Genomic DNA, 20217 nt, shown 5'->3' with positions numbered 1-20217 from the left:
AGCCGGCACCGGCGCGCGGCAAACCACGGGTTTGCTCAATTCCCGGTGTCAGCGAGCAGCGCCAGAAACGCGACCTCGTCGAGCAAGGTAACGCCCAGTTTTTCGGCCTTGTCGCGCTTGCTGCCTGGGCTGTCGCCGGCCACCACATAATCCGTTTTCTTGGATACGCTCGAGGTGACGCGCCCACCGCGCGCTTCGATACGCGCTTTGGCTTCATCGCGCGTCAGGCTATCCATACTGCCGGTAAGCACGAACGTCTGACCGGCCAGCGGCTGCGGCGTATCGTCGGTGTCGACCGTTTCCCAGGTCACGCCCGCTTCAATGAGCGCATCGATCACGTCGAGATTGCGCTGCTCGCTGAAGAAGTCCGCAATGCAGTGCGCGACCCGCGCGCCCACACCGGGCACCGCCTGCAACCCTTCTGCGCTGAGCATACGATCGCGTGCCGCGCGATTGTCCGGATGCGCCTGATCGGCCTGGTCTAAGCGCACCAGATAGGCGCCGGCCTCGGCGCGCAGATTGTCGAGCGTGCCGAAATGGCGGGCCAGGTCGCGGGCCATCGTTTCGCCGACTTCGCGAATGCCCAGCGCAAAGATGAAACGCTCAAGCGTCGTCTGCTTGCTCGACTCGATCGAACTCAACAGGTTGGCGACCGATTTCTCGCCATAGCCCTCACGCGCCACCAGCGCATCGCGATGTTCGTGCAAGGCAAAGATATCGGCCGGCGATGCGAGCAGGCCTTCATCCACGAAGGCTTCAATCTGGCGATCGCCCAACCCCTCGATATCCAGCGCACGGCGCGACGAAAAATGCTTGAGTGCCTCGCGCCGCTGTGCGGCACAGACCAGGCCACCGGTACACCGGGCCACGGCCTCGCCTTCGATGCGCTCGACCGCCGAGCCACAGACCGGGCATTCCCCGGGCAGCTCGATCTCGCGGGCATTCTCACCGCGACGGGCGACTTCTTTTATCTCGGGAATGACATCGCCGGCCCGACGCACGACGACCATATCGCCGATACGTATATCCTTGCGCTCGACCTCGTCCATGTTGTGCAACGACGCGTTGGAAACGGTTACGCCGCCGACAAACACCGGCTCCAGTTTGGCGACCGGCGTAAGCGCGCCGGTGCGCCCGACCTGGAATTCCACCGCGTTCAGACGCGTGGTCGTCTCTTCGGCCGGAAACTTGCGTGCAATCGCCCAGCGCGGCGCGCGTGCGACGAACCCGAGTTCGTCACGCACGGCGGCATTGTCGACCTTGAATACACAGCCATCGATTTCGATATCCAGATTCGCGCGGCGTTCAGCCATGGCCTCGTAGTAAGCCTTGCAGCCTTCCAACCCCTGTACGCGATCGACATATTGGCTGATCTGAAAGCCCCAGGCCTGCAGCTGTTGCAACTGTTCGTACAGACTCGAGGCCAAGGTCATGCCATCGACACGGCCGATGCCGTAGCCCATAAAGGCGAGCGGCCGGCGCGCGGTGATCTTCGAATCGAGCTGACGAAGGCTGCCGGACGCGGCGTTGCGCGGGTTCACGAACGGTTTATGGCCTTCGCCCTCCAGGCGCGCATTGAGCGCCTCGAAACGCGAACGCGCGAGCACCACTTCGCCGCGGATTTCGATGAAATCCGGCACGTTTTGGCCCGCCAGACGCAACGGCAGATTACGAATCGTGCGTGCGTTGGGCGTAATGTCTTCGCCGGTCACTCCGTCGCCGCGGGTCGTGGCGCGCACCAGTACGCCGTTCTCATAGCGCAGGTTGAGCGCGGTGCCGTCGAACTTGGGCTCGGCGCAATACGCGAGTTCGCCGCCATCGACCGCCTCGCGCGCCCGGCGGTCGAATTCCGCGAGTTCGTTGTCGTCGAAACAGTTGCCCAGCGAGAGCATGGGCGTGGCGTGATCGACGGACTCGAACTTGTCCGAGGGGGGCGCGCCCACACGCTGCGTCGGCGAATCGGGCGTGATCAGTTCCGGGTGCTCAGCCTCGATCTCCTGCAGTTCACGAAACAGCCGGTCGTACTCAGCGTCCGATATGGTCGGCTCGTCGTGAACATAGTAGGCCCGGCTGTGCTCGCGCAGTTGTTCGGCAAGCTGCTCGGCACGTTGTGTTGTCGTGCTGTTCGCTGCCACTACCGGCGCTTGGCGATCTTGGCCCGTCGGTCGATATCGGCGACCTGGTCTAGCATGTATTGCGCGGTCTGAGCCTTGAGCAACGCACGCTTGTCGTCGAGCACTTCGCCGCCGAGCGCCTGAGCCAGGCCGTTGGCGGTTTCCATCATGTCGCGCAGCGCGACCGCGCCCTCGATCGGCCCGGGTACGACGGTAAACAGCACTAGACCGGGCGTATGCAGGTGATCCTGATCAACCGGGTCGAGCGTGCCCGGTTTGAGCATATTGGCCACCGCGAACACGGATTCCGGCACGCCGTGGGTTTCGGTCACCCGATGAAACTGATCGTTGAGGCCGAACTTGAGGTCCTGCGACTGCATCGCGGCATGGACGTCCGGCCCGTCGAACATCTGTCCCGCGGGCGCGGCGACGTGCAAAAGAAACACTTCCTGTTCGCCACCGGGCGGTGCGCTCTGAGCGCGCATGTTCTCGACTCGCTCGCTACCGCTGGACTGCGCCGCTGCGCTCTCGGCCTTGCGCTGTGCCGCAGCCTGTTCTTCCGGCAATGGCTTGGGCTCGGCGCCACGCTTTTTGTACGCAGTCCAGGACGCTTCAACGCCGTCTTCGCCGATGGTGTCGTAGTCGCCGTCGTCGAGCGGCGCGTCGGCCTTGCCCGCGGCGCGCCGGCTGGCCGGTGTGTTCTTCGACAGCGTGCGCACCCCGACGATATAAGAGTCGCCGCCGAGCGCTTCCCCGCGGTCGACCGCTTCATCGCTGTCGTCGCCGACTGTGGGCGCATCGTCCATACCCTGCCAGGGGTCATTGCCCGCCTGACGGCGCATGTACCAATAGGCACCGCCAACCACGGCGATCAGGAGAACGAGTAGAAGCCATTGCACGATAGACATAGGCGCTTGTATTGATGAGTTGCGTGGCGCCGGCTCAGCCGGCCATGTCGAGGGCCTGATCGATATCGACGCTGACCAGCCGGGAAACACCCGGCTCGGCCATGGTCACGCCGTGCAATTGCTCGGCGAGCGACATCGTCAGCTTATTGTGCGTAATCACGATGAACTGAACCTGTGCCGACATACGCCGCACGAGTTCGCAAAAACGCGACACGTTGGCATCGTCGAGCGGCGCATCGATCTCGTCCAGCATACAAAACGGTGCCGGGTTGAGTTCGAATAGGGCGAATAATAGCGCAACCGCGGTCAACGCTTTCTCCCCGCCCGACAACATCTGGATCGAGGCGTTGCGTTTGCCGGGTGGGCGCGCCATGACGCGAATGCCGGTCACCAGCCAATCGTCCTCGGTGAGTTCGAGTGCAGCCTCGCCGCCACCGAACAATTCCGGGAACATGCCGGCAAAGCGTTCATTGACCTGTTCGTAGGTTGCCTTGAAGCGCGCGCGGGTTTCACGATCGATGCGCGCGATCGCCGTCTCCAGCGTTTCCAGCGCTTCGCTCAGATCGGCATGCTGCTCGCCCAGGTAGCGCTCGCGCTCGGCCTCGGCGTCGTATTCCTCGATCGCGGCGAGATTGATCGCGCCCAGCCGCTGGATCTTGCGCTCGATCGTTTCAATCGCCGCAGTACGGGTTTCAATCGTCGCCCCGTCTTCGAGGTTCGCCACGAGCGCGGCCGGTGTTTCGCCCAGCTCTTCGATCTGTTCGGCGATGCCGGCACGCCGTACGCGGGTGGTTTCGACATCGATCTTGGCCTGTTGCAGACCTTCGCGCGCCGTCTCGACGCCCTGCTCGGCCTGCATCTGCCGCTGTGAAGCCTCGTCGAGGGCTTTTTCGCTGGCCTTGAGCGACTCGCGCGCGGCGCGCAGCTCGCGCTCGGCGCGATGTTGCGCTTCGAGCGCCTGTTCGTGCTCACTTTCATCCGGCGCCGGTGTGGCCTCTTTGTCGCTCGCTGCCGAGTCGTCGTCGAAACCGGCCAGACGGGTTTCGACATCCGAACGGGCATCGCGCGTATCCGCCAGACGCTGGGCGATCGACTCGGCGCGACTGCGGTTTTGTTCGCTGCGCGTTTCGATCTCGCGCAACGCACGCTCGGCCTGCGCATAGGCTTTACGCGCGGCATCCCGCGCGGCCCGGCTTTCGGCCAGCTGTGCCTGGGCCTCGCGCCGAGCCGCGCTGAACGCTTCGGCTTTGTCTTCAAGCGCGGTGACCTGGGCGCTCAGACGCTCGAATTCGCCTGCCGCTTCTGTGATCTGGTTTTCGAGATCGGCGAGTTCGTTATCGAGTTCCTTACGACGGCGCGCCAGCTGTTCTGCGCGGATTTCGCGCCCCTGTTGTTCGGCGCGGGCGGCTTCGAGTTCACGCCGTGCCTGGGCGATGCGCTGTTCGAGCGCGCGCCTTTGTTCACGGCGTTCGTCGCGCTGTTCGCGCTGGCCATCAAGCGTCTCCTGCAGGCTGTCCAGCTCGGCCTGTTCGGCGTCGATCTGGACGGCCAGAGTTTCGATACGCTGTTCGCGCTCGAGCACGCCTTGCTCGGCCGAACCCGCAGCCGGGGTGACAAGGCTGTGCGGACCGATACAACAGCCATCGAGCGTAACGAAACGCTGATCTTCGGTGAGTTCATGGCGGTACTCGAGCGCAGCCGCCAGATCGTCGACAACGAACACGCGCGCAGCCAAAGCCGCGATCACCGCCGGCGCTTCGATGCCTTCGGCCAGGCTCGGCGTATCGGCGGGCCCGCGCGCTGCGCCGACCGGATCCGCCGGCCCGGATTCAACCAGCGTGAGCGACTCACTCGGCCAATCGCCCGCCAGCGCCGGTAAACGCTCGACCACGAAACCGCGCAGCCAGGGACCCAGCACCGCCTCCGCCGCGGTTTGCCAGGGTCCACGCACTTTCACGCGCCGCGCGACACCGGCGGCTTCGGTTTGGGCATTATCGGCCAGCCACTGGGCCAGCGTGGCATCGTCTTCGCGCAGTACGGACTGCTGGAGCTGGCGCTCCGAAGCGAGGCGCGCACGCGTTTCACCCAGCTGGGTACGGCGTGCTTCTACATCGGCCTCGGCGTCGTTGATCGCGGCACGCAATGCGTCGTCGGATTCGGCCTGGTTTGCAGCCGTTTTTTCGTCTTCGGCGAGCTGACCGGCCCGGCTTTCAATATCGCGGGCGCCGGCCGCCAGATCACCGGTATCTTCATCATCGAGCTTGTCGCGTTCGCCGCGGCGCTTGTCGCGCCGGGCGCCGAGCTGCTGGACACGTTCTTCCGCATAGCGTGCGCGCCGACGTTCGGCGTCAAGCTGCTGAACCGGGTTCTGCTCAGCGCTGTTATGTGCGTCCCAAGCGGACTCCGCCTCGCGAGCGGCCTTTTCGGCGCCATCGAGCGCCTCGCGCGCCTGCGTCAGTGCGCGCTGCGCCTCGTCGTGTTCGGTTGCGATCGCTTCGGCCGCCGATACAGTGTCGTGCTCGGCGTGTTCGTCTTCAGCAATGCGTTTCGCCAAGGCGTCACGGCGTTCGACCAGTTCGTCGCGCTCGCGCTCGCGCAACTCGCGCATTTCCTTGGCATGCGCCAACGCCTGGGCGATACGCGATGCCTGCGCCTGGGCGTCGTAGAACGCGGCTTGTTGTGTCTGCACCGCGCCCATGGCCTTCTGCTGGCTTTCGGCTTCGGCTGCGCGCGCCTGCTGCGCGCTGCGCTGGGTGGAGATCGCTTCGCGCAATTCATGTTCGCTTGCGCGCAAACGCCCTTCGGCGACTTCCACCTTTTCGTTTTCAGCGGCCCAGCGCAAGGCGAGTAATTCGGCCCGCAGGCGCCGTTCTTCGGCCTTGAACTGTTTGTATTTTTCGGCGTTGGCAGCCTGACGCTTGAGTACGCCCAGACGTTGAGTGACTTCGCCGATCAGATCGTTGAGGCGGTCGAGATTCTCACGCGTGTGGCGCATCCGGTTTTCGGTCTCGCGCCGGCGTTCCTTGTACTTGGAAATACCGGCCGCTTCTTCGAGCACCTGACGCATGTCTTCGGGCTTGGCTTCGATCAGTCGATTGACCGCACCCTGCTCGATCACCGCGTAATTGCTGCGCCCGCCTAGACCGGTACCCAAAAACAGATCGATCACATCACGTCGGCGCGATTTCGTACCGTTGATGTAGTAGCGCGAGCCGCCATCACGTGAAAGTTCGCGCTTGACCGATATTTCGCTGAAAGCGCCGTACTGCCCGGTGAGCGTGGCATCGCTGTTGTCGAACTTGAGTTCGACCGACGCGCGGCCAACCGGCTTGCGTGCCTTGGAGCCGTTGAAAATGACGTCTTCCAGCGCCTCGCCACGCAGCTGGCGCGCGCTCGATTCGCCCGTGACCCAGCGTACCGCGTCGATTACGTTGGATTTACCACAGCCGTTGGGCCCGACCACACCGGTGAGGTTGGAGTTCAGCGCGAGCGTTGCTGGGTCGACGAACGACTTGAAACCGGCCAGCCGGATCGAGGTCAGACGCATGAGCGGCGCACCTGACTCGCGCGCTGGCCGCGTCGACGTACGATTTCGTCGCGTTGTGGAATACGGCGGCGCAAATCGGCCTCCGGCTGATGGGCGAACGCAAAGCCCGCTAGTGTAACCTAGCGGGCTAAATTGCGACTAAAAGCGTGTAGTTCACGGAGAGCCGATGTCGACCCAACCGAGCCGCGATCTCGAAACGTTTCCCAACCCGACGCCGGAGCGCGATTACACGATCCGTATGCGTATTCCGGAATTCACCTGCCTGTGCCCGAAGACCGGCCAGCCCGACTTTGCCACGCTGTATCTCGAATATGTGCCGGAGGCGAGCTGTGTCGAGCTGAAATCGCTCAAGCTGTATGTCTGGTCGTTCCGCGATGAAGGCGCCTTTCATGAAGCGGTCACGAATCGGATTCTCGCGGATCTGGTCGCGGCGACCCAGCCGCGCTTCATGCGCCTGCGCGCCGAATTCTGGATGCGCGGCGGTATCGATACCACCGTGATCGTCGATCATCGCGCCGATAACTGGCATCCCGGCACGCCGGTCCATCTGCCGTAAGTCGACGCCCATGCCCGGCCGTGCAGCGACCGGGCATGGGCCTTTTGCCTAGCGCATGAGAATCAGGCTGTTGCCCTGAACGCGCACACGCGTGCCGGGGCTGATGCTGTCGGCCGTATCGACATTCACGCTGCGCGAGCCGCCCGCGTCCATTGCCACGGCCACCTGATAAATCGTTTTGCGCTTGACGCGCTTTTCGACCTCGCGGCCCGCGAACACGCCGCCGACCGTGCCGGCGATCTGGGCAATTGTCTTGCCCGAACCGCTACCGATCTGGCTGCCGACCACGGCACCTGCCACACCGCCGGCAACACTGCCGATCAAGCTCGGATCACCGTTGGTGGTGACAGGCGTAATCGAACTGACGGTGCCGCAATCGCTGCAGACCGGCTGCTCGTTGGTTTTAGCCTCTTCACGGGCATCGGCGCGGGCTTGCTGGGTGGCCGTGTCCGACTTCTTCGCGGCTTGCATCTGCTGCTGCGCGGCTTCGCGTTGTTCGGACTTGGCTTCGGCGACCTGCTTTTCGGCCGCTGCCTTTTCTTCGCGCGCTTCGGCTTGTGCCTGCGCCTTCTGGGCAGCCTCAACCTTGGCCTGTGCGGCTTCGAGTTCGGCGTTGGCTTCCTGCAGTTGTGCCTGGGCCTGCTCGCCGTTGTCTTGGGAGCAAGCGCTCAAAGCCAACGCGACACAGCACAGTAGCGCGGCAAACCATTGCAAGCGCGGGTTGTTCATGGGCATTCCCCTGGGTTGTTCTACACTCACGATCGAAAGCGGCGCGGCACTTCGTTTGAATACGCCGGCCAGATCAATACGCCGAATTCTATTCAAACTACCCGAACGCACGATGAATCCGATCACCGAATTCAGCGCCGGCCCGGCCTACCTGCTACGGGGCTTTCGCATGCTGCGTGAGCCATCGCTACGCCGCTACGTGGTGATTCCGATCCTGATCAATATCGTTTTGATCACCGCACTCGTATCGCTGCTCGGCTGGCAGCTCGACAGCTGGCTCGATGCATGGCTGTCCGGCCTGCCGAACTGGCTGGCCTGGCTGGAAACGCTGCTCTGGTGGGTCGGTGTGCTATTGGCAAGTCTGGCGTTCTGTTACGTCTTTACTCTTTTGGCCAACCTCATCGCCAGCCCCTTCAACGGCCTGCTATCGGCGCAGGTCGAGCGCCTTGTGACTGGAGCCGCGCCGGAGTCGGGCATGAGCCTGGCGCGAGAAATGGCCGACGGACTGTTCGGGGAATTACGTCGATTGCGCTATTACTTCGCACGAGCACTCATGCTGGCCATCGTCAGCCTGGCGCTGTTCTTCATTCCGGGCGCCAATCTGGCCATCGCGCCGCTATGGTTCGTGTTCGGTGCGTTCATGCTCTCGTTCGAGTATCTCGATCAGCCGATGGCCAACCGCGGACTGCGCTTTGACGACAAGATACTGCGCATGCGTGAACGACGCTGGCGCCATCTGGGCTTTGGCAGCCTGGTGACATTCATGACGGCGCTGCCGCTGGCCAATCTCGTCGTCATGCCGGCAGCGGTGGTCGGTGCGACGCTGCTCTATCTCGAATGTCACCCGAGCGACACGGCGCCCGTCAAACCTCGGCCCTAATCCGCCGAAGCAGGCGCGGCTTCGTTGTTGATACGGCGCAACACGTCCAGATTGACGTAGTCGAAATCGAACCCTGGCGACTTGAGAATGGTCACCGGCAGATCCGGCTCGCCCAGCGAATCCAGCACCGCACTGGCGCTATCGAACACCTGATCGCGCGTATCGGCGTTGACGGTGACCAGCGCCGGCACCTGCGCCCCGTGCGCGGCCCGCACACCCGCATTCGAATCTTCGATAGCGATACATTCGCCCGGGTCGCAGCCAAGCCGTTCACAGGCCATGCGATACACGTCCGGCGCCGGCTTTTTGTTGTCCACCTCATCACCGCAGACGGTCAATTCGATATACGACAACAGTTCGTCTCCGAGCGCATAGGCCAGAAACGGCTCGAGGGTGGCCCGGGTCGCATTGGTGACGATCGCGATACGCAAGCCGGACTCGCCGGCTTCGCGAATCAGCCGGGCCACGCCTGCGCGAAGCGGCACCCGGCCCTTGCGCAGGCGATCACGGAAGTATCGGGACTTGCTCTGATGCAGCTCGGCAACCCAGCTATCGCGATCTTCACGCACGCGTTCGTCGTTGGGTCCGAGCTCGGGCTCGTAGCTGTCGAGATAGTGATTGATGCGCTCTCGCCCGCCCGAGATCAAAAGCAGCTTGCGGTAGAGCTTTTTGGTCCAGCGCCAATCCAGACCATATTCCTTGAACGCCCGGTTGTAGGCCGGCAGGTGGCCCTCGGGTTCCGTATCGGCCAGAGTGCCGTCGACATCAAAAAGCAGCGCGCCAAGCGTCATGGACAAAAAGCCGGAGACGGCGGGAGTTTGCGGGAGCCGCAAGTTTGCCAGAACCATGCCAGAATCGCACGCACGTTAAGAAAACCGTTGCACGAACGTACTTGACCATGCTAAACGTACGCGCTGTTATCTGACCCGAGGGCCGCATGGCTGCAACTCAAAAACAATCGAAACTCGAGGCGCCTCAGCAATTTACGCCTTACACCCCGAAAGAGGGTGAAGAGTATATGAATGAGGCGCAGCGCGATCACTTCCGCCATATCCTGATGAACTGGAAACGGGAGCTCATGGAAGAAGTCGATCGCACCATGCATCACATGAAGGACGAGGCGGCGAACTTCCCGGACCCGACCGATCGTGCGAGCCAGGAATCGGAGTTCAGCCTCGAACTGCGCACCCGTGATCGTGAGCGAAAACTTATTCGCAAGATCGATCAAGGCATAGCACGAGTTGACCGCGACGAATACGGGTTCTGCGATACCTGCGGTACGGAAATCGGTATTCGGCGCCTGGAAGCGCGTCCCACAGCGACGCTGTGCGTGGACTGCAAGAGCCTGGACGAAATTCGCGAGCGCCAGCTCGGTCGCTGAACGCGCACACTTCACCGGCCCAAAACGCCCGCCTCGCGCGGGCGTTTTTATTGCCGCCGACTCAACGCCCTACGTTTGCGCCGGCCGATCTGGCACAATCGTATTGCCGCGATGCAGCAAGCTGCGCGCCGCGCTATTTCTTTGTATGACGGGGCCACGGGATGAGTGAGAACACGCGCATCATCAAGAAGTATCCGAACCGGCGACTCTACGATACCGAGGTCAGCCGCTACATCACGCTGGAAAATATCCGCCAGCTGGTGATTCGGGGCGAGCATTTCACGGTGATCGACAAGCGCAGTGGCGACGACATCACGCGCAGCATTCTTCTGCAGGTCATCAGTGAACAGGAAGAAGGCGGCGACCCGATCTTTCGCACGGAGGTGTTGCGTAACATCATCCGTTTCTACGGCGACTCCATGCAGAGCACGGTGAGTTCCTATCTCGAACTGTCGTTGGAGTTCTTCAGCGAACAGCAGCAGCAGTTCAAGGATCGTATGCGCCGACTGCTGGATGTGAACAACCCGCTGACCGCCCTGCGAGAGTTGTCCCAGTATCAGGTTCCGATCTGGCGCACCGTACGGCGCGAATTCCTGGCCAACCTCAAGCGCAAAGAAAAAGATGATGCGAGCGCGCAAGTTATCGAATCCGATGCCGATAACAGTGATCAAGACAAGCAATCGGGCCAATAGAAACGCAACCCGATTTTTTGCAGAAAGGATACTTGACTAAAGTCGTAGGCCGGGTATACTGCAACGCAACATCAGCGGAAACGCTGATACCGAATCTCCTCCGAAAGGCCTAACGGCCTTTCTCGCACCTTGCCCCCTTACCCTAGGGGGCTTTTTTATGGGCGCTATATAAATTCAGGTTCGGCAGTTCCGCTGCAAGTCACTCTTCGCACTCAGCTTTAGTCCCGTTCGAAATTCAACGTGTCCATAATCAGCTGCTTGTTCGCAGCCGAGGGGATCCAGGCAGATCACACGGCTTCTTACGCTTGTTCCCCCTCAACTCGGTCCGCACGGCCTGACGTTAGGCGGCCTGGCACGCAGGTTCGCTGCTAACCGCCTGTTGCTGTCTCTCGAGTAATAGCTCAAGCCGGTACCGCGCCCAAAAAAAAGGCGCCCCGCAGGGCGCCCTTTCACAAGCGGCTGTCGTGGTCGACAGCGAATCAGCCCTCTTCGCTGGGCTCTTCCGACGCTTTCTCGGCCAGTTCCTTCATCGACAGGCGCACACGGCCCTGACGGTCGACTTCCAGAACCTTGACCTTGACGGTCTGGCCTTCGGAGAGCTCGTCGCTGACCTTCTCGACACGATGATCGGCAATCTGCGAAATATGCACGAGGCCGTCACGACCCGGCACCAGATTCACGAACGCACCAAAGTCGACGATACGTACGACCTTGCCTTCATAGACCTGGCCGGCTTCGATATCGCGGGTAATGTCTTCGATACGCTTGATCGCCATGTCGGCCGCCGATTTATCGACGGCGGCGACGTGGATCGTGCCGTCATCCTCGATATCGATCGAAGCACCGGTTTCCTCGGTGATCGAGCGGATCGTGGCACCGCCCTTGCCGATGACGTCGCGGATCTTGTCGGAATCGATCTTGATCGTGAAGATGCGCGGCGCCCACTCGGAGACTTCCTGGCGCGGCTTGTCGATCGCCTGGCCCATGACCTCGAGGATATGCAGCCGACCTTCCTTGGCCTGCTCCAGCGCGGCTTCCATGATCTCGCGGGTGATACCGGCGATCTTGATATCCATCTGCAAGGCAGTGATGCCGTCGTTGGAACCGGCCACCTTGAAGTCCATGTCGCCGAGATGATCTTCGTCACCGAGAATATCGGTCAGAACGGCGAATTTGTCGCCTTCCTTGATCAGGCCCATGGCGACACCGGCAACCGGTGCCTTGACCGGCACACCGGCGTCCATCAGCGCAAGGCTGGTGCCGCACACCGATGCCATGGACGAGGAGCCGTTGGATTCAGTGACTTCCGACACGACGCGCATGACGTAGGGGAATTCCTTTTCCAGATCCGGCAACACGCCCATGATCGCGCGCTTGGCCAGCTTGCCGTGGCCGATTTCACGACGCTTGGGGCTGCCCATGAAACCGGTTTCGCCCACGCTGTAGGGCGGGAAGTTGTAGTGCAGCATGAACGGATCGTCGTACTTGCCTTCGACGGCGTCGATCATCTGCGCATCGCGGCCGGTGCCGAGCGTGGTGACAACCAGCGCCTGCGTTTCGCCACGCGTGAACAGCGCCGAGCCGTGGGTACGCGGCAGCACCCCCGTCTTGATATCCAGCGCACGCACAGTGCGCGTGTCGCGCCCGTCGATACGCGGCTGACCTTCGAGAATGCGCGAACGCACGGTGGTCTTCTCGAGGGCACCCAGCGCGCCCTTCACGTCGTCGCGACTCCAGCCCTCTTCGCCTTCGGCGGCCGCCAACTCGGCCACCACGGCTTCCTTGATCTCGCCCAGGCGCGCGCCGCGCTCCTGCTTGTCGGCGATCTGATAGGCCTCAACGACGTCGTTCTTGGCCACGCGCTCGACGGCTTCGGCCAGGGACTCGTCCTTGGCCGGTGCCTGCCAGTCCCATTTCGGCTTGCCGACTTCGGCGACCATGGCTTCGATCGCCTGGATGGCGGCCTGGATCTGTTCATGGCCGAACAGGACCGCGCCGAGCATGATTTCCTCGGACAGCTCCTTGGCTTCCGATTCCACCATCAGTACCGCGTCCGACGTGCCGGCCACGACCAGGTTCAGATCGCTGGTCTTGAGCTGGGTCGCGCTAGGGTTGAGCACGTATTCGCCGTTGGCATAGCCCACGCGCGCGCCGCCGATCGGGCCGGCGAAGGGCAGTCCGGCAACACTCAGCGCGGCCGAGGCGCCGATCATGGCCGGAATATCGGCATCAATTTCGGGGTCGACCGACATCACGGTGGCCACGATCTGGACTTCGTTATAGAAGCCTTTCGGGAACAGCGGGCGGATCGGACGGTCGATCAGGCGACAGGTCAGCGTCTCCTTTTCGCCGGGACGACCTTCACGTTTGAAGAAGCCGCCCGGGATCTTGCCGCCGGCGTAGGTGCGTTCCTGATAGTTGACGGTCAGCGGGAAGAAGGCGGCGTTCGGCGCGGCTTCTTTCTTGCCGACTGCGGTGACGAGCACCACGGTGTCGCCCATGCTCACCTTGACGGCGCCATCGGCCTGACGTGCGATCTCACCCGTTTCGAGGGTGACCGCATGTTCGCCGAACTGGAAAGTCTGTTTACTGGTTACGGTGACGTTGCTCACTAGAATTATCCTGTGTCTTTCAAACAAAAAAGCGCCCTGCTCGGCTTTCACCGAGGGGCGCTTTCGTTGGCTGGGGCTGATGATCGCGCTTAGCGACGCAGACCCAGCTCGCTAATCAAGGCTTTGTAACGCGAAGCGTCGCGACGCTTGATGTAATCAAGCAGTTTGCGGCGCTGGTTAACCATCTTGAGCAGGCCCCGACGCGAATGATGATCGGCCTTATGGGCGTTGAAGTGATCGCCAAGCTGGCTGATACGGGTCGTCAGCAGCGCAACCTGCACTTCCGGGGAACCGGTATCGCCGGTACCACGGCTATACTTGTTGATGACTTCGGCTTTTTCTTCGGTCGACAGGGCCATAATTACTCCAAATCACAATACAAACACCGCAGCCCCGCCCAGCTGGAAAGCCCGGCCTTTTCCAAACAGCAAAACCGGGGCGAGCCGTTCGCTCTCATCCCCACTCAACGGTTTGGAAAAAGCCCGTGCAATCCATTCACCGGGCAGCAGCCGCCTGTGCCGCGAGGCACATATTCTAGCGGCTTGTCGCCGCACTGTACAACACAGTTTCGACGAATGAAGCACGGCTCACGCCGGCGTATCCGCAAGATGTCGTGCCATTACCGTTGCGGACGCGCAAACAGCCGCTTCGGGGCCAGCATCCCGCTCTCATCGATATACCCAAGGCCAAGCATTTGGCCGGCCTCGTCTTCGATACAGAGGGTTTCGGAATTCGCCGTATCGCTCGGACAATCGACTGCGCGGCCGTGGTTCATGGCGGCCGCACGCGTTTGATCAAGCACGACTTTCGGCCAGTCCGCAACCGCCACTGAAAGCGGCAGCAGCCATTCGTCCAACGCTCCGCTATCGGCCGCGCGGGCCTCGATATCGGCAAGCGGCGTCATACCCAGCTCGGCGCCCAGCCGGCCGATGGCCGTGCGATGGAGTGTGCCGACATGGGCGACGCTGCCCCAGGCCGCGGCGATGTCCTCGACCAGCGTTCGTATATAGGTTCCGCTCGATACGCGCGTTTCGAGCGTAAAGGTCTCGGCGTCACAAGCCATGAGCCGAATCTCGTACACGGTGATATCTCGGGGCTCGCGTTCGACGGTTTCACCGGCGCGCGCATGCTCGTAGAGGCGCTTGCCATCCTTCTTGAGCGCCGAATACATCGGCGGGATCTGCTGCTGAGGGCCGAGAAACCCGCTCAGTATCGCTTCCAGCGCGCCCCGGTCGGGCATGGGCACGTCGCTGCGTGCCACCACATCGCCCTCGCGGTCGCCCGTGGCGGTCTGCGTGCCATGTAGCGCCGTAACCCGATAGGTCTTGTCCGCCGCCAGCAGATAGGAGGAAACCTTGGTGGCCTCCCCCAGACAAACAGGCAGAAGCCCACTCGCCAACGGGTCGAGACTACCCGTATGCCCGGCTTTGCGGGCATCGAAGGCGCGTCGCACGCGTTGCAGCGCAGTATTCGATGAACACCCGACGGGCTTGTCGAGCAGTACGACCCCGTCGATATCCTGACCGCGCTTACGACGGCCCATGTGCCTCGCTATCGTCGGCCGCGTTATCGTCGTCGGCCAACGGATCACCGTGACGGCGATCTTCTGCAACGGCCGAATTGATCACCTCGCGCATACGCTGGGCATCGCGTTCGGTGGTGTCTTCGATAAAGCGCAGTTCGGGCATCACACGCAGACGCAGCCGTTTGCCGAGCGCACGCTTGAGAAAGCCGCGCGCGGCATTGAGCCCTTCGATGGCCTTGTTCGACTCTTCCGGCGGTGCCGTTACATCGAAACTGCCGACATAAACCTTGGCATAGGCCAGGTCAGCCGACACTTCCACCGAGGTAATCGCCACCAGCCGAACCCGTGGATCCTTGACCTCAGTGGTGATCAGAATCCCGAGTTCGCGCTTGAGCTCCTCGGCGACCCGATGCTTACGAGAAAACTCGCGTGCCATATCCGCTGTATCCGTATCCGAGCCGGCTTAAGCCGGCTCGGCCGTCTGCACGGCGCGCTGGACTTCCGTACGCTCGTAGACTTCGATCTGGTCGCCCGGTTTGATGTCGTTGTAGTTCTTGACACCAATACCGCACTCGGTGCCGGCCGGCACGCGGTTGACGTCGTCCTTGTGACGACGCAGCGACTCCAGCTCGCCTTCATAGACCACGACGTTGTCACGCAGCACGCGAATCGGCTGGCCGCGCACGACGTTGCCGTCGGCCACCAGACAACCGGCAATCGCGCCGAGCTTGGACGACCGGAACACATCGCGCACTTCGGCCAAACCAATGATCTCTTCGCGTACTTCCGTACCCAGCAGGCCGCTGACCGCGTCGGTCACGTCCTGGATCGCTTCGTAGATGACGCTGTAATAACGCACGTCCACACCCGATTCCTGGATAACCTTGCGCGCTTTGGCGTCGGCACGGACGTTGAAGCCGATGATAATCGCCTTCGACGCCAGCGACAGCTCGACATCGGACTCGCTGATGCCGCCTACACCGCTGGAAATGATGCGGATCTTGACCTCTTCCGAGGGGATCTTGCCGAGCGACTCGACCAGCGCTTCCACACTGCCCTGCACGTCGCCCTTGATGAGCAGATTCAGATCCTTCGTTTCCGACGGGCCGTTTTCGCCGATCGCCGAGAACACCTCTTCCAGACGTGCGGCCTGCTGCTGGGCGAGCTTGTTCTCGCGTTCGCGTTCGTCGCGTTGACTGGCGATTTCCTTGGCGCGCTTCTCGTTGGCCACCACGAAGGCGTCATCGCCGGCTTCCGGCGTGCCGGACAAGCCGAGCACCTCGACCGGAATCGACGGGCCAGCCGATTTCACCTGCTCGCCCAGTTCGTTGAACATGGCGCGCACACGCCCGAAATGCGGGCCGGCCAGAATGGCGTCGCCGCGCTTGAGCGTACCGGCCTTGACCAGAATCGTCGCGACCGGTCCACGCCCCTTCTCGAGGCTGGATTCGATCACCGTACCGCGGGCCGGCACGTCGATCGGCGCCTTGAACTCGGCCACTTCGGCCTGGAGCAGAATGGCGTCCAGCAGATCGTCGATACCTTCACCGGTATGCGAGGACACCGGCAAGACCATGGTGTCGCCGCCCCAATCTTCCGGAATGATGTCTTCGGCCGACAAGCCGCTTTTCACCTTGTCGATATCCGCGGCCTGTACGTCCATCTTGGTGACCGCGACCACCATCGGCACGCCCGCGGCGCGCGCGTGCTGAATCGATTCCTTCGTTTGCGGCATCACACCGTCATCCGCAGCCACGATAAGAATCGCGATATCGGTGATTTCGGCGCCACGGGCACGCATGCGGGTAAACGCGGCATGGCCCGGGGTATCGATGAAGGTAATCGCGCCTTTGTCGTGCTTCACATGGTAGGCGCCGATATGCTGGGTGATACCACCCGCTTCACCGGCCTGTACCTTGGTGCGACGAATATAGTCGAGCAGCGATGTCTTGCCGTGGTCGACGTGGCCCATGATGGTCACCACCGGGGCACGCGACACGCCTTCGACTTCGTTTTCCTCGGCGCGCACTTCGTCGATCAGCGTTTCTTCCGCCGTTTCCGACTTGACCGGCTTGGGATTGTGGCCCATCTCCTCGACCAGAAGATGTGCCGTATCCTGATCGACGGTCTGGTTGATGGTGGCCATCACACCCAGCTTCATCATCCGCTTGAGCAGATCACCGCCTTTGACGGCCATGCGCTGAGCCAATTCGGCCACGGTGATGAGCTCCGGAATCTCGACGTCGCGTACGACAGGTGCAGTCGGACGCTCGAAACCGTGGTCGGTCGCGACATTGACCTTGCTACTGCTACGCGTAACGCGCTTCTTCTTGCTCTTGCGACGGCCTTCCTTGCCTTCGGCGACGTGGAGCTCCTTGCGCTTGCCGCGATTTTTCTCGCGATCCACATCTTCCTGCGTGCGGCCGTGGTTCTCGGCGGCACGACGCAGGTTTTCCTGAGCACGCGAACGCGCGTCGTCCACCTTGACCGTGCGCTTGGCACGCTCTTTATCGAGCGCTTCACGATCGGCTTTTTCTTTCGCCTCACGCTGCGCATTGATCTCGGCTTCGCGCTTGGCGCGTTCCTCGGCTTGCTGGCGCAGTACTTCTTCCTGCTCGCGCTGGGCTGCAGCCTCGGCCTCTGCACGCTTGGCTTCTTCGACACGCGCCTGTTCGGCCGCTTCCTGAGCGACGCGATCCTGCTCTGCCTTTTCAGCCTCGGCCCGCGCCTGCTGCTCGGGATCCGGCTGCGGCGGCTGGGCCGGCTGTTCGGGCTCGGCTTCAGGCTGCGCCTCCTCCTGCTGGCGGTTGGTGTAGGTGCGACGTTTGCGCACTTCGACGCTCACCGTCCGGCCGGACGTTGCGCCGCGGCCCGTATTCACTTTCAGCTCTGACGTGGAGCGGCGACGTGTTGACACACCGCTTTTACGGGTACCGAGCTTGCCGCCCGACCGAGATGCGCCGCCGCTATCACGAAGATGCCGCAGCAACTTGAGCTTGTCGTCGTCGCTGATGCCGTCGCTCTCCGTAGAAGCGGAGACACCGGCTTCGGCCAAGCGCGTGATCAGTCGCTCCACCGGAATACCGACTTCCGATGCCAGCTGTTTGACTGTCGTTTGCGCCATATTCTGCTTACTCCATGGAGCCCGCGCTGGTGCGTTGCCGCGCCGGGCGTCCGTTTGTTCAGGACAATTCTATTCGGCGTCGGCCTGCTCGTCAGCAAACCAGTGCGCCCGCGCAGCCATGATCAGCTTGCCGGCTTCTGCCTCATCCATTTCGACCATCTCGACGAGTTCATCTGCGCCCAGTTCGGCCAGATCGTCGCGCGAGAGGATACCGTTTTCTGCAAGCCGAGAGGCGAGTTCCTCATCGACCCCATCGACTTCGTACAGATCGTCTTCGGGTTCCGCACCGCCTTCGACGCTCGAAATCGCCTTCGAGAGCAGATAATCGCGGGCGCGATTACGAAGCTCTTCCACGATATCCTCGTCGAACTCTTCAATCTCGGCGAGTTCGTCGAGCGGGACGTAGGCGATTTCTTCGGTCGTGGTAAAGCCTTCCTGTACCAGGATGACGGCAACTTCATCGTCGACATCCAACTGGTCACGGAACATGGCCTGCAGCGCCTCGCCTTCGGCTTCACTCTTGGCGTCGGCATCTTCGACCGTCATCACGTTAAGCTTCCAGCCCGTGAGTTCAGAGGCCAGACGAATATTCTGGCCGCCGCGGCCGATCGCCTTGGCGAGCACGTCCTCGGCAACCGCCAGATCCATGCTGCTCGAATCTTCATCGAGCACGATCGACTCGACTTCGGCCGGCGCCATCGCATTAATCACGAACTGTGCCGGGTTTTCGTTCCACATGATGATATCGATACGCTCGCCCGCGAGTTCGTTCGACACGCTCTGCACGCGCGAACCGCGCATGCCGACACAGGCCCCTACCGGATCGATCCGGCGGTCCTTGGCGAGCACGGAAATCTTTGCGCGAAGGCCCGGGTCGCGCGCGGCGCCGCGCAATTCGATAAGCCCCTGGCCGACTTCCGGCACTTCCAGCTTGAACAACTCGAGCAGAAACTCAGGCTTGGTCCGCGAAACGAACAGCTGAGGGCCACGCTGCTCGGGGCGTACATCGTAGAGATAACCACGAACACGGTCGCCGGGGCGCGTGGGCTCACGCGGGATCATCTGATCTCGCGGAATGATGGCCTCGGCGTTGCCACCGAGATCGAGAATCACGGCGCCACGTTCCATGCGCTTAACCAGACCCGTGATCAATTCACCGACGCGGTGCTTGTACTGATCGACGATCTGGGCGCGCTCGGCTTCGCGCACTTTCTGCACGATAACCTGCTTGGCCGCCTGCGCCGCAATGCGGCCGAACTCTACCGACTCCATCGGCTCTTCAATGAAATCGCCAGACTGGATATCGGGGTTATTCTCGCGCGCTGCTTCGAGAGAGATCTCACGATCCGGCTCTTCGATGAAAACCGGTTCGCCGTCTTCGCCTTCAGCGCCGGGCTCGATCACCTGCCAGCGGCGAAAGGTTTCGTAGTGGCCGGTCTTGCGGTCGACCGCGACCCGCACAGCGATCTCGCCGCCATGCTTCTTGCGTGTCGCCGAGGCCAGTGCCGCTTCGATCGCTTCGAAAATGATCTCGCGATCGACGCCTTTCTCGTTAGAAACCGCCTCGGCGACCAATAGGACATTCTTGTTCATCGCTGCCACCCGAAATCGTTCGTGTTGCGTTTGACCGGCAAAACCGTCTCGACTAGGACTCTATTCTTCAAAAACGGGATCCAGCCGGGCTTTCGCCATGTCACCTGTCGCGAGGCTGTATGTCTGGTCGTCACAGCCCAAATCAACCATATCGCCATTCACGGCGAGTATCGTGCCGCGGAATTTCCGCTGGCCAGCCACCGGCGCGAACATGTTCACGCGGGCGCGTTCGCCAATAAACCGGCGAAAATGTTCGCCTGTAACCAGCGGCCGATCCAGTCCCGGGGACGACACTTCCAGCTGATACTGACCATTGCCCTCGTCTTCGACGTCGAGGGCCGCGCTTACTTCGTGGCTTACTGCCTCGCAGTCTTCAAGCGCGATACCGGCAGGTGAATCGATATACACCCGCAGCACACGGCTACGCCCTGCACCTACGGATTCGAGATGCCAGAGCTCGTAACCTAAATCGTTAATGATCGGTTCGAGCAGTTCGTGAAGACGTTGCGACATAAAGCGCCAATAAAAAAAGCCCCGCATCGGGGGCTTTTAATCC

Annotated in this window: 16 protein-coding genes; 4 read left to right on the top strand and 12 right to left on the bottom strand. The window is 62.0% G+C overall.

The window, feature by feature from the left end; translation table 11 throughout:
• Positions 1-35 precede the first annotated feature (35 nt).
• From ligA to smc, 3 genes are read right to left on the bottom strand one after another with little or no spacing between them, the layout of a single operon-like run.
• Entirely contained in the window at positions 36-2135 is a 2100-nt protein-coding gene (gene ligA, locus SSPSH_RS11250; protein WP_006913476.1) for an NAD-dependent DNA ligase LigA, read from the bottom strand.
• Positions 2135-3022: a cell division protein ZipA gene (gene zipA, locus SSPSH_RS11245; protein ID WP_006913475.1), complete on the bottom strand. Its 888-nt coding sequence runs from the start codon at positions 3020-3022 to the stop codon at positions 2135-2137. The genes ligA and zipA overlap by 1 nt, the downstream gene beginning before the upstream one ends.
• Before the next feature lie 34 nt (positions 3023-3056).
• Positions 3057-6569 carry a chromosome segregation protein SMC gene (smc, locus tag SSPSH_RS11240; RefSeq protein WP_006913474.1) on the bottom strand — a complete coding sequence of 1171 codons (3513 nt, stop codon included), beginning with the start codon at positions 6567-6569 and terminating at the stop codon, positions 3057-3059.
• Positions 6570-6735: 166 nt separating this feature from the next.
• On the opposite strand from smc, the gene queF reads away from it, so the two are divergent.
• Positions 6736-7125, top strand: a complete 390-nt coding sequence (queF, locus tag SSPSH_RS11235; protein WP_006913473.1) for a preQ(1) synthase — start codon at positions 6736-6738, stop codon at positions 7123-7125.
• 48 nt (positions 7126-7173) lie between these two features.
• Here the strand turns inward: queF and SSPSH_RS19525 are convergent, their stop codons facing one another.
• The gene (locus SSPSH_RS19525; protein WP_006913472.1) at positions 7174-7854 is read right to left on the bottom strand and encodes a glycine zipper 2TM domain-containing protein; all 681 of its coding nucleotides are present in this window, start codon (positions 7852-7854) and stop codon (positions 7174-7176) included.
• A 112-nt stretch (positions 7855-7966) separates the two neighbouring features.
• Between SSPSH_RS19525 and cysZ the strand changes: the two genes are divergently transcribed.
• Positions 7967-8734 (top strand): sulfate transporter CysZ, encoded by a 768-nt coding sequence (gene cysZ / locus SSPSH_RS11225; protein ID WP_006913471.1) that lies wholly within the window; start codon positions 7967-7969, stop codon positions 8732-8734.
• Here the strand turns inward: cysZ and SSPSH_RS11220 are convergent.
• Positions 8731-9525 carry an HAD-IA family hydrolase gene (locus tag SSPSH_RS11220; protein ID WP_006913470.1) on the bottom strand — a complete coding sequence of 265 codons (795 nt, stop codon included), beginning with the start codon at positions 9523-9525 and terminating at the stop codon, positions 8731-8733. The two genes, cysZ and SSPSH_RS11220, sit on opposite strands and share 4 nt — an antisense overlap.
• A gap of 146 nt (positions 9526-9671) precedes the next feature.
• Here SSPSH_RS11220 and dksA point away from each other — a divergent pair, with 146 nt between their 5' ends.
• Positions 9672-10115 carry an RNA polymerase-binding protein DksA gene (gene dksA / locus SSPSH_RS11215; protein WP_006913469.1) on the top strand — a complete coding sequence of 148 codons (444 nt, stop codon included), beginning with the start codon at positions 9672-9674 and terminating at the stop codon, positions 10113-10115.
• Positions 10116-10276: 161 nt separating this feature from the next.
• Positions 10277-10807: a polyhydroxyalkanoate synthesis repressor PhaR gene (gene phaR / locus SSPSH_RS11210; RefSeq protein WP_006913468.1), complete on the top strand. Its 531-nt coding sequence runs from the start codon at positions 10277-10279 to the stop codon at positions 10805-10807.
• Positions 10808-11286: 479 nt separating this feature from the next.
• Here the strand turns inward: phaR and pnp are convergent, their stop codons facing one another.
• From pnp to rimP, 7 genes are all read right to left on the bottom strand, one after another.
• Positions 11287-13419 carry a polyribonucleotide nucleotidyltransferase gene (gene pnp, locus SSPSH_RS11205; RefSeq protein WP_006913467.1) on the bottom strand — a complete coding sequence of 711 codons (2133 nt, stop codon included), beginning with the start codon at positions 13417-13419 and terminating at the stop codon, positions 11287-11289.
• 89 nt (positions 13420-13508) lie between these two features.
• Positions 13509-13778, bottom strand: a complete 270-nt coding sequence (gene rpsO / locus SSPSH_RS11200; RefSeq protein ID WP_006913466.1) for a 30S ribosomal protein S15 — start codon at positions 13776-13778, stop codon at positions 13509-13511.
• A 260-nt stretch (positions 13779-14038) separates the two neighbouring features.
• Positions 14039-14962, bottom strand: a complete 924-nt coding sequence (truB, locus tag SSPSH_RS11195) for a tRNA pseudouridine(55) synthase TruB (RefSeq protein WP_006913465.1) — start codon at positions 14960-14962, stop codon at positions 14039-14041.
• Complete coding sequence (rbfA, locus tag SSPSH_RS11190; protein WP_006913464.1) at positions 14949-15380, bottom strand: 30S ribosome-binding factor RbfA; 432 nt, start codon at positions 15378-15380, stop codon at positions 14949-14951. The genes truB and rbfA overlap by 14 nt, the downstream gene beginning before the upstream one ends.
• 27 nt (positions 15381-15407) lie before the next feature.
• Positions 15408-18068, bottom strand: a complete 2661-nt coding sequence (infB, locus tag SSPSH_RS11185) for a translation initiation factor IF-2 (RefSeq protein ID WP_006913463.1) — start codon at positions 18066-18068, stop codon at positions 15408-15410.
• 69 nt (positions 18069-18137) lie between these two features.
• Positions 18138-19661: a transcription termination factor NusA gene (gene nusA / locus SSPSH_RS11180; protein WP_006913462.1), complete on the bottom strand. Its 1524-nt coding sequence runs from the start codon at positions 19659-19661 to the stop codon at positions 18138-18140.
• A 60-nt stretch (positions 19662-19721) separates the two neighbouring features.
• Positions 19722-20174 carry a ribosome maturation factor RimP gene (gene rimP / locus SSPSH_RS11175; protein ID WP_040608023.1) on the bottom strand — a complete coding sequence of 151 codons (453 nt, stop codon included), beginning with the start codon at positions 20172-20174 and terminating at the stop codon, positions 19722-19724.
• Between the last annotated feature and the right edge of the window lie 43 nt (positions 20175-20217).

The sequence above is a fragment of the Salinisphaera shabanensis E1L3A genome (assembly GCF_000215955.2).
GTDB lineage: Bacteria > Pseudomonadota > Gammaproteobacteria > Nevskiales > Salinisphaeraceae > Salinisphaera > Salinisphaera shabanensis.
Note: the sequence above shows the minus strand (reverse complement) of the source record. Positions and strands in the feature narration are given on the sequence as shown.